The sequence below is a fragment of the Micromonospora marincola genome, assembly GCF_056150385.1.
This window is the reverse complement of record NZ_JAXCFT010000022.1, coordinates 80101-93243: the sequence shown is the minus strand read 5'-3', so window position 1 is coordinate 93243 and position 13143 is coordinate 80101. Positions and strand designations below refer to the sequence as shown.

The window sequence follows — 13143 nt, the reverse complement described above, 5'->3', positions numbered from 1 at the left end:
CGAACATCGACCGACGCACCTACCAGGCCACCATCAGCCTCAACATCCTCGCCGGACCGGTCTTGACGACCAGCCCAGACCCTTAACTACCCGGCATTGGGGCTAGCGTGCGGGAATGACGACGGCTCTGTACGACGGCATCGCGGACTGGTACGAGGAGTACGCCACCGACCTGTCCGGGCCGTACATGGACCGGGTCCGGTCGGTGCTCGCGGAGCTGCTGGGCGGCGGCGCCGGGCAGTGCCTGGACCTGTGCTGCGGCACCGGGGCGCACGCGGCCGAGCTGCGCCGGCTGGGCTGGACGCCGGTGGGCGTGGACCTGTCCGGCGGGCAGCTACGCCACGCCCGGGCCCGGCTGCCGGTGGCCCGGGCCGACGCGACGGCGCTGCCGCTCGCCGACGGCGCGGTGCCGGCCGCCGTGTGCGTGCTGGCGCACACCGACATGCCCGACTATCCGGCGGCGCTCGCCGAGGCGGCGCGGGTGCTGGCGCCGGGCGGCCGGCTGGTGCACGTCGGGTTGCATCCGTGCTTCTGCGGCGCGTTCGCCGACCGGTCCGACCCGGAGCGCATCGTGATCGACGGCGGGTACGCCGAGCGGGAGCGCACGTTCCGGTCGTGGAACGCCACAGGTGTGCGGGCCCGGGTCGGCGCGTGGCACCTGCCCCTGGCCGACCTGATCACCGCCGTTCACGCCGCCGGCCTGGTCCTCGACCGCGTGGTGGAGTCCGGCTCTGGTCCCGTCCCCGACATCCTGGCCCTCCAGGCCACCAGACCCCACTGACCCCCACCCACCCGAGCCGTCCCCGGCCCCGCGCCCCTGCGGCGTCCCCGGCCCTGCGGCGGCGATCATGAAGTTGACGTCGGGTTTGATCTCTTTAGTTGCCGCTAAGTTCATGATCGACGGGGGTGGGGACGGGGGAGCCCGGCCTGCCTGGGGCGGGCCGGGCTCCTGGGGTGGTGCGGGGTTGGGGTCAGCCGGCGTGTTTGCGGCGGGCGGCGGCCCGGCCGCGCTGCTGCTGGTCCAGCACCACCTTGCGGATGCGCACCGCGACCGGGGTGACCTCGACGCACTCGTCCTCGCGGCAGAACTCCAACGCCTGCTCCAGCGACAGCTTGCGCGGCGGGATCAGCTTCTCGGTCTCGTCGGAGGTCGAGGCCCGCATGTTGGTGAGCTTCTTCTCCTTGGTGATGTTGACGTCCATGTCGTCGGAGCGGGAGTTCTCCCCGACGATCATGCCCTCGTACACCTCGGTGGTCGGCTCGACGAAGAGCTGTCCGCGCTCCTGAAGGTTGATCATGGCGAACGGGGTGACCACGCCGGACCGGTCGGCGACCAGGGACCCGTTGTTGCGGGTGCGCAGCTCGCCGAACCACGGCTCGTACGACTCGAAGACGTGGTGCAGGATGCCGGTGCCCCGGGTGTCGGTGAGGAACTCGGTGCGGAAGCCGATCAGGCCGCGCGCCGGCACCAGCCACTCCATCCGGATCCAGCCGGTGCCGTGGTTGACCAGTTGCTCCATCCGGCCCTTGCGGGTGGCCAGGAGCTGGGTGATCGCGCCCAGGTACTCCTCCGGGGCGTCGATGGTCAGCCGCTCGACCGGCTCGCAGGTCTTGCCGTCGATCTCCTTGGTGACCACCTGCGGCTTGCCGACGGTCAGCTCGTAGGACTCACGGCGCATCTGCTCGACCAGGATGGCCAGGGCCAGCTCACCTCGGCCCTGCACCTCCCAGGCGTCCGGCCGCTCGGTGGGCAGCACCCGCAGCGACACGTTGCCGACCAGCTCCTTGTCGAGCCGGTCCTTGACCATCCGGGCGGTGACCTTGGCGCCCTTGACCCGGCCGACCAGCGGCGACGTGTTGGTGCCGATGGTCATCGAGATGGCCGGCTCGTCGACGGTGATCAGCGGCAGCGCGACCGGGTTGTCGAGGTCGGCGAGCGTCTCCCCGATCATGATCTCGGGGATGCCGGCGACGGCGATGATGTCGCCCGGACCGGCGGACTCGGCCGGCTTGCGCTCCAGGCCCTCGGTCATCAGCATCTCGGAGATACGGACCCGCTGGATGCTGCCGTCGGTGCGGCACCAGGCCACCGTCTCGCCCTTGCGGATGGTGCCCTGGCGGACCCGGCACAGCGCCAGCCGGCCGAGGAACGGCGAGGCGTCGAGGTTTGTGACGTGCGCCTGAAGCGGCGCGCCCTCTTCGTAGGCGGGGGCCGGGATGGTGTCGAGCAGGGTGCGGAACAGCGGCTCCAGGGAGGTGCTGTCGTCGGGCACCGAGCCGTCGGCGGGCTGGGTCAGCGAGGCGACGCCGTCGCGGGCGCAGGCGTAGACGATCGGGAAGTCGATCTGCTCCTCGTCGGCGTCCAGGTCGAGGAAGAGTTCGTAGGTGTCGTCCACGACCTCCTTGATCCGGGCGTCCGGCCGGTCCACCTTGTTGATCACCAGGATGATCGGCATCCGGGCCTTGAGCGCCTTGCGGAGCACGAACCGGGTCTGCGGCAGCGGGCCCTCGCTGGCGTCGACCAGCAGCACCACGCCGTCGACCATGGTCAGGCCGCGCTCGACCTCACCGCCGAAGTCGGCGTGGCCGGGGGTGTCGATGATGTTGATGGTGACCGGGTCGGACCCGTCCGCCGGCAGGTAGCGCACGCCGGTGTTCTTGGCGAGGATGGTGATGCCCTTTTCCCGTTCGAGGTCCCCCGAGTCCATGACGCGCTCGGTGTTCTCGCCGCGGGCGCCGTAGGCGCCGGCCTGCCGCAACATGGCGTCGACCAGGGTCGTCTTGCCGTGGTCGACGTGGGCGATGATGGCGACGTTGCGGAGGTCGGTGCGAAGCTGCATACCCTCCATACTCCTGTCTGCGGTTGCCGGGGCACGCCTCGGGGTCACCCCCGAGATGGCCCGGATCTGTGTCGAAAGTGCTGTGCCGACCGTTCCAGCGACTGGCATGCTGACTCCCGTGCGGGGTGCCGAATGCCTGACCTGCTGAACTGGCTGCAGGAGCTGCCGCCCCTGCTGATCTACCTGGTCGCCGCGACGATCGTCGCGGGCGAAACCGCGGTGATCTTCGGGCTGCTGGTGCCGGGCGAGGCGACCCTGCTGCTGGTCGGCTTCCTAGCGTACGCGGGGACGCTACGGCTCGCCCCCACGCTTGCGGTCATGGTGGCCGCCGCCGTGATCGGAGACACACTCGCCTACCGGGCCGGCCGGCGGTACGGCCCCCGGTTGCGCGCCTCCGGGCTCGGCGCCCGGATCGGGCCGCACCGGTGGCGGCGTGCCGAGGAGTTGCTGGACCGGCTGGGTGGCCGCGGCGTGCTGGCCGCCCGCTGGGTCGCCTTCGCCCGTACCCTGGCGCCCCGGCTGGCCGGCGCGGCCGGGTTGCCGTACCGGCGGTTCGCGCCGTGGAACCTGGCCGGGGTGGTGGGTTGGGTCGGGGCCTCGGTGCTTGCCGGTTACCTGGCCGGCGAGTCCTACGCGCGGGTGTCGGAGCTGCTGGGCCGGGCCACCGGGGCGGTGCTGGTGCTGCTGGTGTGCCTGCTCGGCGTGGTGCTTGCCGGTCGTTGGCTCGGGCGCAACCCGGATCCGGCCCGGGCGCTTGCCGCCCGCGCCGCCGCGCTGCCGCCGCTGCGCTGGCTCCGGGCCCGGTACGGGGTGCTGTTCTTCCTGGCCGGCATGCGGGTCGGCCCGCTCTGGACGCTGCTGATCAACCTGGCGCTCGGGCTGGCGCTGCTGTTCGGCGCGGGGCTGGCGGTGGCCGCGTTGCTGGAGGCGGTGGTCCGGCACAGCGGGCTCGGGGTGCTCGACGGGTTGATCGCCGACTGGTTCGCCGCCCGGCGTACCCCCGGGGTGGTCGACGCGGCGCTGGCCGCGTTGTCGGTGTTGCGCGGCTGGGTGCTCATCGGCGTGGTCGCCGTGGTGGCGGCGGTGGTGGCCCGACGGCACCGGCCCTGGCGGGCGGACCTGTTGTCGGTGGTGGGCACGGTCGGGGCGGCCGTGCCGCTGGTGCTGCTGGTCGTGGTCGCCGACCTGACCGGCCCGCACCGGGTCAGTGACCTGTTCCCCACCCAGAACGTGGTAGTGACGGCGAGTTTCGGCACGCTTGCGTGGTTGCTGTCGCGCGGGGCCCGCTGGCCGATCGGCGTGGCCGTCTGGACGGCCGCCTCGGCGGGCGTCGTCGCGGTCACCGGCGCCCGGCTCTATCTGGGCTGGAGCACGGCCAGCGGCACCGTTTCCTCGGTGCTGCTGGGCGCCGCCTGGACCACCGTGTTCGTGGTCGCCTGGGCGACCCGGGAGCGGGTGGTGGCCGGCGAGGACACCGGTCCGGTGGCCGGCGAGGACACCGGTCGGCCCGGCCCGGCGGGCGACGACGCCGGCCCGCCCACAGCGGGCGATGACTCAGGTCCGCCCGCGGGGGTCGCCGGGGAGGGTCCGCCCCGGCCGCGGGAGGAGCGCCGGCCGGCGTCGCCGGGACCCCGTAGCCCCACCGATCCCTGTTAGGGTGCGCCGACGGAACCACGGGGATCCTCAGTCCCGGGCGGTGACCGGCTCGGCCGGCGCGTCGGCCCCGTCGGCGGGCGCGTCCGGCTCGCGGTTGACCCGTCCCGGCCACCAGAACCGGTCACCGAGCAGGAACGCCAGCGCCGGCACCAGCACGGTGCGGACCAGCAGCGTGTCCAGCAGCACGCCGACGCAGACGATGATGCCGATCTGGGTGAGTGTGATCAGCGGCAGCACGCCGAGCACCGCGAAGACCGCGGCCAGTAGCACGCCGGCGCTGGTGATGACGCCGCCGGTGACCCGCAGCGCGGACAGCATGCCGTCGCGCGTGCCGGCCCGCCGGGCGTCCTCCCGGGCGCGGGTGACCAGGAAGATGTTGTAGTCCACGCCGAGCGCGACGAGGAACACGAACGCGAGCAGCAGCACGCCGCTGTCAAGCGCCGGGAAGTCGAGCACGTGGTCGAAGAGCAGCCAGGCCGCGCCGAGGCTGGCGAAGAACGACGCGATCACGGTCAGCACCAGCAGCAGCGGCGCGAGCAGGCCGCGCAGCAGCAGCACCAGCACGGCGCCGACGAGCAGCAGGATGATCGGCAGGATCAGCCGCAGGTCCCGGTTGTTCGCCTGGTTCGAGTCGTAGGTGGCGGCGACCGCGCCGCCGACCAGGGCTCCGCCGGGGGTGTCCGCGCCGTCGACCGCGGGTGGCGCGGAGTCCGGAACGGCGGCCACCGCGTCGCGCAGCGCCACCACCGCGCGGTCGGAGGCGGCGGTGCCGGGCTCGGCGGCGAGCACCACGTCGACCTGGGCGACCCGGTCGCCGGCGGCGCTCGGCCGGGCCGAGGCGACCCCGTCGACCGTGCCGGCGGCGGCGAGCACCGCCGGGGCCGCCTGCGGTGTGGTGAGCACGGCGACCGGCTGGGTGCTGCCGGCCGGGAACGCCCGGGCCAGGGTTTCCGCGCCGGCGACGGCCTCGGGTCGCGCCCGGAACTGCTCGGTCTCGGACAGGCCGGTGCGGATGCCCAGGCCGCCCAGGGCGAGGCCGGCGAGGAGCAGGGTGGCAAGCACCGCGACCGGCAGCGGCCGGCGGACGACCAGCTCGCCGAGGCGGCCCCAGAGCCGGCCCTCCCGGGCGGGCCCGCCGACGCGCGGGACGAACGGCCAGAACAGGCCGCGACCGAAGAGCACGAGCGCGGCGGGGAGCACAAACAGGGCGGAGAGCATCGCGAACACCACGCCTGTGGCGCACGCCACCGCGAGCGCCCGGTTGGTCTCCTGCTCCGACAGCAACAGCGTGAGTACGCCGAGGACGACGGTGCCGCCGCTGGCCAGGATCGGCTCGGCGGTGCGTCGCAGGGCGGCGCGCATGGCGGCGAACCGGTTCTCCTCGCGGCGCAGCTCCTCCCGGTAGCGGGCGATGAGCAGCAGGGCGTAGTCGGTCGCGGCGCCGAAGACCAGCACGCTGGCGATGCCGGTGACCTGGCCGGCCTGGAGGTAGATGCCGAGCGCGGGCACGACGGTGTCCACCGCCCGCAGGGTGATCTGCTCGGTCGCGGCCACGACCAGCAGCGGCACCAGCCACAGGAACGGGCTGCGGTAGGTGATCAGCAGCAGGAGCGCCACCACGGCGGCGGTGACCAGCAGCAGGGTGGTGTCGGCGCCCTCGAAGACCTTGCTCAGGTCGGCGGTGAAGGCCGGCCCGCCGGTGACCTCGACGGTCAGCCCGTCGGGCAGCCCGGCGACGGCGTCGCGCACCTTGGCCACCTCGTCGACCACGGCCTCCTGCCCACCGGCGGTGGACAGCGGCACGGCGACGAGCGCCACGGTGCCGTCGGGGGAGAGCTGGGCGGGGGCGACCCGACCGCCGACCGCGAGGCCGCCGAGCGTGCCGGCGGTGTCGTCGAGCGCGGTCCGGTCGGCTCCGGTGAGCGGCGCCCGGTCGGCGCGGCTGACGACCACCAGGGCGGGCTGGACGTCGTGGGAGGGTAGTTGTTCCTGGAGGCGTTCGACCTGGGTCGACTGCCATTCGACGGACAGGCCGGTGGCCGAGACCGGCTCGGGGTTGTCCGGCTTGGGTAGGCCGAAGACGACCGCGCCGACGACGAGGGCGGCGACCACGGTGAGCCAGGCGGCCAGCCGGCCCCGGGCGACGCGGGTGAACAGTGACATCTTCGGGCCTCACATGCCTTCTCGCTGGCCGAGTATCTTGATGAGCGAGATTATCCGGGGAGGGCTTATGCTGCAACCGGACCGGGAAGAGGTGGCGGCGAGCGGTGGCGGGGCACGGCATGTACCGGCGACGGGACGACCCGCGGGGGCGGATGGTCGCGGGGATCACCAACGACCTGCGTCGCTACTCGACGGACGCCCAGCACGTCGGGCACGCGTTCGCCGGCCTGCACGGGCTCAACCCCACCGACCTGCAGGCCCTGATCGCGGTGATGGAGGCCGAGTTGGTGGGCGACCCGATCACCCCCGGCCGGCTCGGCGACGTGCTCAACCTCTCGTCCGGCTCGGTGACCGCGCTCGTCGACCGGCTCGAACGCGCCGGCCACATCCGGCGCGACCGGGACACCGCCGACCGCCGCAAGATCCTCCTGCACTACGCCGACCGGGGCGCCGCCCTGGCCCAGAGCTTCTTCGGCCCGCTGGGCCGGCGCACCGACGAGGTGATGGCCCGCTTCACCGACGACGAGCTGGCCGTGGTGCACCGGTTCCTGGGCGAGATGGTGCACAGCATGCGGGCGCACCGGGACGAGATGCGCGCCACCCGCGCCACCGCCGATCCCCCCGGCGACCGCTGACCGTGCGGCTGATCACTCGGCTCGCCGCGACCGCGCTGCGTCTGCCCGCCGCCCGCGCCGGCCGGATCGCCGTCCGGCGGGACATCCCGGTGCGGGTCCGCGACGGCACCACGTTGCGCACCGACCACTACGCGCCGGACCTGCCGGGCGCGGCCTGCGTGCTGATCCGCACCCCGTACGGGCGGGGCGGGCCGATCCGGCTGCTCGGCCGCCTGGTCGCCGAGCGGGGCTTCCACGTGGTGATCCAGTCCTGCCGCGGCACCTTCGGCTCCGGCGGCGAGTTCGCCCCGCTCGTGCACGAGCGCGACGACGGCCTGGACACCCTCGACTGGCTGCGCCGCCAGCCGTGGTGGACCGGGGCGTTCGGCATGTTCGGCGCCAGCTACCAGGGCTTCGTGCAGTGGGCGGTGGCCGCCGAGGCGGGCGACGAGCTGCGCGCGATGGTCGCGGTGGTGACCGCCTCGGCCACCCGCGACTCGACGTACGCGGGGGAGTCGTTCGCGCTTGACACGGTGCTCACCTGGGCCGAGCTGCTCCAGGCGCAGACCGTGCCCTGGCTGGCCCGGCAGTGGGAGCTCAAGCGCGGCCAGCCCCGGCTCGTCCGCGCGCTCACCCACCTGCCGCTGGCCGAGGCGGACCGGGTCGCCACCGGGGTGACCGTGCCGTTCTTCCAGGAGTGGCTGCGGCACCACACGCCGGCCGCCGACTACTGGCGGGCCCGGGTCTTCGCAGACCGGATCACCGAGGTCCGCGCGCCGGTCGCCATGGTCAGCGGCTGGCAGGACATCTTCCTCCCGGCCCAGCTCGACGACTACGCCCGGCTGCGGGCCGCCGGCGCCCGGCCGAGGCTGACCGTCGGCCCGTGGACCCACGGCAGCCCGGGGCTGCTCGTGGCGTCCCTGCGGGAGGGGCTGGACTGGTTCGACGAGCACCTGGCCGGCCGGCCCGTGCCGGCCCGCGCGCCGGTGCGGGTGCACGTCGGCGGCGTCGGGGGCGGCTGGCGGGACCTGCCGGGCTGGCCGCCGCCCGCCACACCGACCCGCTGGCACCTGCGACCCGGCGGCGGCCTGGCGCCCGGGCCGCCTGACGGCGGCGCGCCGGACCGGATCTGGTACGACCCGGCCGACCCGACCCCGTCGCTCGGCGGGCCGCTGCTCGTCGCCAAGCGGGCCGGCGCGGTGGACAACCGTCCGGTCGAGTCCCGGGCGGACGTGCTGACGTACACGAGCGACCCGGTACGCGACCCGGTGGAGGTGGTCGGGCCGGTGCACGCCGAGATCCACCTGCGCAGCGAGTTGTCCTACCTGGACGTGTTCGTGCGGCTGTGCGACGTGGACCGGAAGGGGCGCTCCTGGAACGTCTGCGACGGCCTGGTCCGCGTCGAGCCGGGCCGGTTTCCGCGCGACGGATCCGGGGCGGTGCGGGTGCCGGTCGCGCTCTGGCCGACCGCCCACCGGTTCGCGCCCGGTCACCGGCTCCGCGTCCAGGTCTCCGGCGGCGCCCACCCGCGGTACGCGCGCAACCCGGGCACCGGGGAGCCGCTCGGCACCGCCGTTACGCTGCGTGCCGGATGGCGGGAGGTGCTGTGCGGTCGCGAGCATCCCTCGGCGTTGCTGCTGCCGCTCGCGTCGCGATCGTCCACACCGGTCGAATAATCGTAAATATTGCCACTGAGCTGGGCTTTTCCCGTAATGAGGGATACGCTCGCAGCAAGTGCCCATTGCTGTGCAGCTATCCGGCAGGGGCACGTCCGCAGATCTCACGCCATCACGTGCAGTGATTGTCGTGCCTTTGCCGATCATCGATCGGAAAGGGGATCTGCCATGACGTCGGCCCCGGCAAACCTGCTGGCCGTCCGCGCTCTGCTACTCGAATATCTCAACGTCGACAAGAACGTCGTCCGGGACTCCGATCTCGAACCGGCGGAGGTCGGCATCGTCGGCGATGCCAGCCACCGCGGCGGCTACCACTGCGGCTCCGACCGGATCGTCGCGAACGACTACTCGGTGGTGGAGTCCACCCGGGACCGTTCCGGGTTGACGCTCGACGCCTCCGCGCTGGATATCGGCACGTTCTCGGTCCGCTCCGGCGGCGCCACGCACACCCTGCGCACGTTCTCCACCTGGCTGGTGGCGCAGTGCGCGGCGAACGCGGCCGACACCCGGGACATCCGCGAGGTCATCTACTCCGCGGACGGCCGCACCGTGCGGCGGTGGGACCGGCTGGGCAAGCGCACCAGCGGCGACAGCAGCCACCTGTTCCACACCCACATCAGCTTCTTCCGCGATTCCACCAAAGCGGGCCGGGACCAGACCCCGCTGTTCCGCCGCTATCTCACTGCGATCGGCCTGATCGCCCCGACGAAACCGGAGAACGACATGGAACAGAACGACAAGCTCGTGGGCAACACCGGCTCGAACAGCCGTACCGTCGGCGACGTCCTCGCCGACCTGCAGAACCTGCGGAACTGGCTGATCTCGCCGGCGAACACCACCGGTCTGGTCACCCCGCCGGCGGCGAATTCCCCGCTCCAGCAGATGCTGGCCATGCTGCGCGGGTGGCCGGCGCTCGTGGCGCAGGTGAACGAGTTGTCCGGCAAGGACTTCACCGACGAGCAGCAGATCGTCACCGGCGTCCTCGCCGGGCTGCCGCCGGAGCGGATCGCCGAGGCCATCCCCCCACAGATCGCCCGGGACGTCGCCGACGAGCTGTCCCGGCGGCTCACCGCCTGACGCGCGCCCGCCGCGACGACTGCAGCGTCGCGGCGGCGGCATCCCGCAATAACTATTGCGCAATAGCCCTTGCGAATGTCAGACTCGGCCGCATGGATCAGCCCACGGTCAGACAGGTCACCGACTCGCGGGTGCTCGCCGCGCTCGCCCACCCACTGCGCCGCCGCCTCATGGACGTGTTCAAGGTGTACGGCCCGAGCACCGTGGGCCAACTCGCCGAGCGCACCGACCAGGCGCCGGCGAACGTCAGCCACCACCTCCGGGTGCTGGCCGCCGCCGACCTGCTGGTCGAGGCGCCCGAGCTGGCCCGCGACCGCCGGGAGAGCTGGTGGAAGCTGCGGAACCGAGGCGTGCGCTGGTCCGAGTCCGACTTCGACGACGACCCGTCCACCCGGGTGGTCGCCGACGCGGCGGGCTCGCTCAACCTGGAACGGCACGCCTCGCTGGTGCGGGCCTGGCACACGGCCCCCGACGAGGCCCGCGCCGCCTGGGGCGACGGACCGTTCAGCACCGACCACTGGCTGCACCTGACCCCGGAGGAACTGGCCGAACTCAGCCGCGAGGTGATCGCCCTCTTCATGCGGTGGGCAGACCGGCCCGTCCCGGACGACGGCAAACGGCGCGAACCGGTCTTCGTGTTCACCCACGGCGTCCCGGCCCGGCCGTGACCGCCCCGGCCGACGCGCCCGCGCCGGGCGCCGTCGCGCCACCCGGCGGGCTGCTCCGGCACCGCGACTTCCGGCTGCTCTGGACCGGCCACACGATAAGCGCCGTGGGCAGCAACATGACCGCCGTCGCGCTGCCGCTCGTCGCCGTGGCGGTGCTCGACGCCACCACGTTCCAGGTGGCGGTGCTGACCGCCGCGGCCTGGCTGCCGTGGCTGCTGGCCGGCCTGCCGGTCGGGGCGTGGGTCGACCGGGTCCGCCGCCGCCCCGTGATGATCGCCGCCGACCTGTTCGCCGCCGCGTTGTTCGCAAGCGTCCCGGCCGCCGCGCTGCTCCACCGGCTCACCGTCGGGCACCTGCTGGTGGTGGCGCTCGGCGCCGGCCTGGCCCGGGTCTTCTTCGAGACCGCCGACCAGGTCTACCTGCCCACCCTGCTGCCACCGGAGCAGGTGCCACCGGCCAACGCCCGGCTGCACGCCACCCAGACCGCGAGCTACCTGCTCGGCCCCGGGCTCGCCGGCCTGATCGCCCAACTCGCCGGCGCGGTGACCGCGGTGGCGCTGGACGCGGTGAGTTTCCTGGCGTCCGCGCTGTGCCTGCACCGGATCCGCGCCATAGAACCCCGGCCGGCGCGTCCGGCCGCATCGGCGTCGATGCGCCGGGAGGTGGCCGACGGGCTGCGCTTCGTCACCCGGGATCCGTACCTGCGGGTGCTGACCGTCTTCGGCGCGGCAAGCAACATCGGGCTCACCGGCTACCAGGCGGTGCTCGTGGTCTTCCTGGTCCGCTCGGCGCACCTGCCGGCCGGGCTGGTCGGCCTGCTGATCGGCCTGGCCAGCCTCGGCGGCGTCGTCGGCGCGGCGCTTGCCGCCCGGCTCGCCCGTCGGCTCGGCACCGCCCGCGCCCTGCTTGTCGCCGGCGCGCTCACCGGCCCGCCCGCGCTGCTGATCCCGCTCGCCGGCCCCGGCGCGCGGGTGGCCTGGCTGGTGCTCGGCGGGGTGCTGGTCAGCCTGGGCGTCGCGATCGGCAACGTGGTCAAGGGAAGCTTCCGGCAGACCTACACGCCGCACCGGCTGCTCGGCCGGGTCACCGTGAGCATGCAGCTACTCAACTACGGCACCATCCCGCTCGCCGCGCTGCTGGCCGGCGTGCTCGGCGCCGCGTGGGGGCCGGCGGGCGCGATCAGGTTGATGACCGCCTGGCTCGCGCTCACCCCGCTGATCCTGCTGTTCGGGCCGCTACGCCGCCGGCGTGACCTGCCGGCGGCACCCGCTTGAGAACGCGCTGCGGCGGCGGTCGGAGCCCGACCGCCGCCACCGGCACGTTGTCACATCACATCGGGCGGACGTTGTCCGCCTGCGGGCCCTTCTGGCCCTGCGTCACCTCGAACTCGACCTTCTGGCCTTCGTTCAGCTCGCGGTATCCGCCGCTCTGGATGGCCGAGTAGTGGACGAAAACGTCCGGGCCTCCGCCGTCCTGCTCGATGAAGCCGAAGCCCTTTTCCGAGTTGAACCACTTGACCGTGCCGGTTGCCATGCGTCTCTCCCTGTTCAATGCGGGTGAGCACCGGCCCGCGGCCGGTGATCGCCCCTGTACCTCCCCGACAGTAACCGCCCGCGCCCGGATCCGCTGGCGGAAGTGCCGGCGTGGCTCATGAATACCTCGGAACCGCCAAATGCCCCCGACACGCGGCGGGCCGGGGCATGCTTGCCCCGATGAGCACAACGACGGCGCTTGCCGACCTGGAACGGGAGATCACCGCGCCCGGCGCGGGCCCGGACCGCCTGCGGCTGGTGACCACGCCGTTCGTGCCCGAGGTGCGGCTGCACCTGGCCGAGGACGCCATCCTGTGGTGGGCGCGGATGGAAGCCGCCGCCGGCCGGTCGCTCCCGCCGCCGTACTGGGCCTCCGTCTGGGCCGGTGGGCAGGCGCTGGCCCGGCACCTGCTCGACCACCCCGAGCTGGCCGCCGGGCGGCGCGTGCTCGACCTGGGCGCCGGCTCGGGGCTGGTCGCCATCGCCGCCGCGCTCGCCGGCGCCGACCGGGTGGTCGCGAACGACATCGACCCGTACGCGCTGGCCGCCGTGACCGTCAACGCCCGGGCGAACCGGGTCACCGTGGCCGCCGACGGCCAGGACCTGCTCGACGGCGTGCCCCCTGCCGACCTGCTGGTGGCCGGCGACGCCCTCTACGACGCGGAGCTGGCCGCGCGGGTGCTGCCCTACCTGCGGCGCTGCGCGGACCGGGGCGTCGACGTGCTCGTCGGCGACCCGGACCGGGGGCACCTGCCGCCGGACGGGCTGGAGCTGGTGGCGAGCTATCCGGTGCCCACCACCGAGCCCGCCGTGGACTCGCCGGTGCGCCGGGTGCAGGTGCTGCGCCCCCGCTGACCCTCGGGGATCCTCCGGATGCGATCTCCGGGGTCGGTGGGGGATCACGCCCGATGCGCCGG

General features: G+C 73.6%; 11 protein-coding genes. 8 read left to right on the top strand and 3 right to left on the bottom strand.

Annotated features, from left to right (window positions below; genetic code table 11):
• Positions 1-115 precede the first annotated feature (115 nt).
• Positions 116-781, top strand: coding sequence for a class I SAM-dependent methyltransferase (locus SM450_RS28360; protein WP_474622840.1), 666 nt, complete (start codon positions 116-118; stop codon positions 779-781).
• Positions 782-971: 190 nt separating this feature from the next.
• Here SM450_RS28360 and typA read toward each other — a convergent pair whose 3' ends face one another.
• Positions 972-2840 carry a translational GTPase TypA gene (gene typA / locus SM450_RS28355; protein ID WP_474622839.1) on the bottom strand — a complete coding sequence of 623 codons (1869 nt, stop codon included), beginning with the start codon at positions 2838-2840 and terminating at the stop codon, positions 972-974.
• Between the two features lie 132 nt (positions 2841-2972).
• Here typA and SM450_RS28350 point away from each other — a divergent pair, with 132 nt between their 5' ends.
• Entirely contained in the window at positions 2973-4496 is a 1524-nt protein-coding gene (locus SM450_RS28350) for a VTT domain-containing protein (protein WP_474622838.1), read from the top strand.
• Between the two features lie 27 nt (positions 4497-4523).
• On the opposite strand, the gene SM450_RS28345 is transcribed toward SM450_RS28350, so the two are convergent.
• Positions 4524-6659, bottom strand: a complete 2136-nt coding sequence (locus tag SM450_RS28345) for an MMPL family transporter (RefSeq protein ID WP_474622837.1) — start codon at positions 6657-6659, stop codon at positions 4524-4526.
• A gap of 119 nt (positions 6660-6778) precedes the next feature.
• Here SM450_RS28345 and SM450_RS28340 point away from each other — a divergent pair, with 119 nt between their 5' ends.
• The 5 genes from SM450_RS28340 to SM450_RS28320 all read left to right on the top strand — a co-directional run bounded on the left by SM450_RS28340 (position 6779) and on the right by SM450_RS28320 (position 11968).
• Positions 6779-7294, top strand: coding sequence for a MarR family winged helix-turn-helix transcriptional regulator (locus tag SM450_RS28340; protein WP_474622836.1), 516 nt, complete (start codon positions 6779-6781; stop codon positions 7292-7294).
• A gap of 2 nt (positions 7295-7296) precedes the next feature.
• The gene (locus SM450_RS28335) at positions 7297-8949 is read left to right on the top strand and encodes a CocE/NonD family hydrolase (RefSeq protein WP_474622835.1); all 1653 of its coding nucleotides are present in this window, start codon (positions 7297-7299) and stop codon (positions 8947-8949) included.
• Between the two features lie 168 nt (positions 8950-9117).
• Entirely contained in the window at positions 9118-10026 is a 909-nt protein-coding gene (locus SM450_RS28330; RefSeq protein ID WP_474622834.1) for a hypothetical protein, read from the top strand.
• Positions 10027-10118: 92 nt separating this feature from the next.
• Entirely contained in the window at positions 10119-10694 is a 576-nt protein-coding gene (locus SM450_RS28325; protein ID WP_474622833.1) for an ArsR/SmtB family transcription factor, read from the top strand.
• Entirely contained in the window at positions 10691-11968 is a 1278-nt protein-coding gene (locus SM450_RS28320) for an MFS transporter (RefSeq protein WP_474622832.1), read from the top strand. Before SM450_RS28325 ends, SM450_RS28320 begins: the two co-directional genes overlap by 4 nt.
• A gap of 55 nt (positions 11969-12023) precedes the next feature.
• On the opposite strand, the gene SM450_RS28315 is transcribed toward SM450_RS28320, so the two are convergent.
• On the bottom strand, positions 12024-12227 hold the full coding sequence (locus tag SM450_RS28315; RefSeq protein WP_091059998.1) for a cold-shock protein: 204 nt from the start codon (positions 12225-12227) through the stop codon (positions 12024-12026).
• Between the two features lie 179 nt (positions 12228-12406).
• Here SM450_RS28315 and SM450_RS28310 point away from each other — a divergent pair, with 179 nt between their 5' ends.
• A complete protein-coding gene (locus SM450_RS28310; RefSeq protein ID WP_474622831.1) occupies positions 12407-13081 on the top strand; it encodes a class I SAM-dependent methyltransferase in 675 nt (224 codons plus the stop codon).
• Positions 13082-13143 lie beyond the last annotated feature (62 nt).

Coding starts and splice junctions, on each gene's coding strand:
- SM450_RS28360 (WP_474622840.1), top strand. CDS start 116: ATGACGACGGCTCTGTACGACGGCATCGCGGACTGGTACGAGGAGTAC.
- typA (WP_474622839.1), bottom strand. CDS start 2,840: ATGCAGCTTCGCACCGACCTCCGCAACGTCGCCATCATCGCCCACGTC.
- SM450_RS28350 (WP_474622838.1), top strand. CDS start 2,973: ATGCCTGACCTGCTGAACTGGCTGCAGGAGCTGCCGCCCCTGCTGATC.
- SM450_RS28345 (WP_474622837.1), bottom strand. CDS start 6,659: ATGTCACTGTTCACCCGCGTCGCCCGGGGCCGGCTGGCCGCCTGGCTC.
- SM450_RS28340 (WP_474622836.1), top strand. CDS start 6,779: ATGTACCGGCGACGGGACGACCCGCGGGGGCGGATGGTCGCGGGGATC.
- SM450_RS28330 (WP_474622834.1), top strand. CDS start 9,118: ATGACGTCGGCCCCGGCAAACCTGCTGGCCGTCCGCGCTCTGCTACTC.
- SM450_RS28325 (WP_474622833.1), top strand. CDS start 10,119: ATGGATCAGCCCACGGTCAGACAGGTCACCGACTCGCGGGTGCTCGCC.
- SM450_RS28315 (WP_091059998.1), bottom strand. CDS start 12,227: ATGGCAACCGGCACGGTCAAGTGGTTCAACTCGGAAAAGGGCTTCGGC.
- SM450_RS28310 (WP_474622831.1), top strand. CDS start 12,407: ATGAGCACAACGACGGCGCTTGCCGACCTGGAACGGGAGATCACCGCG.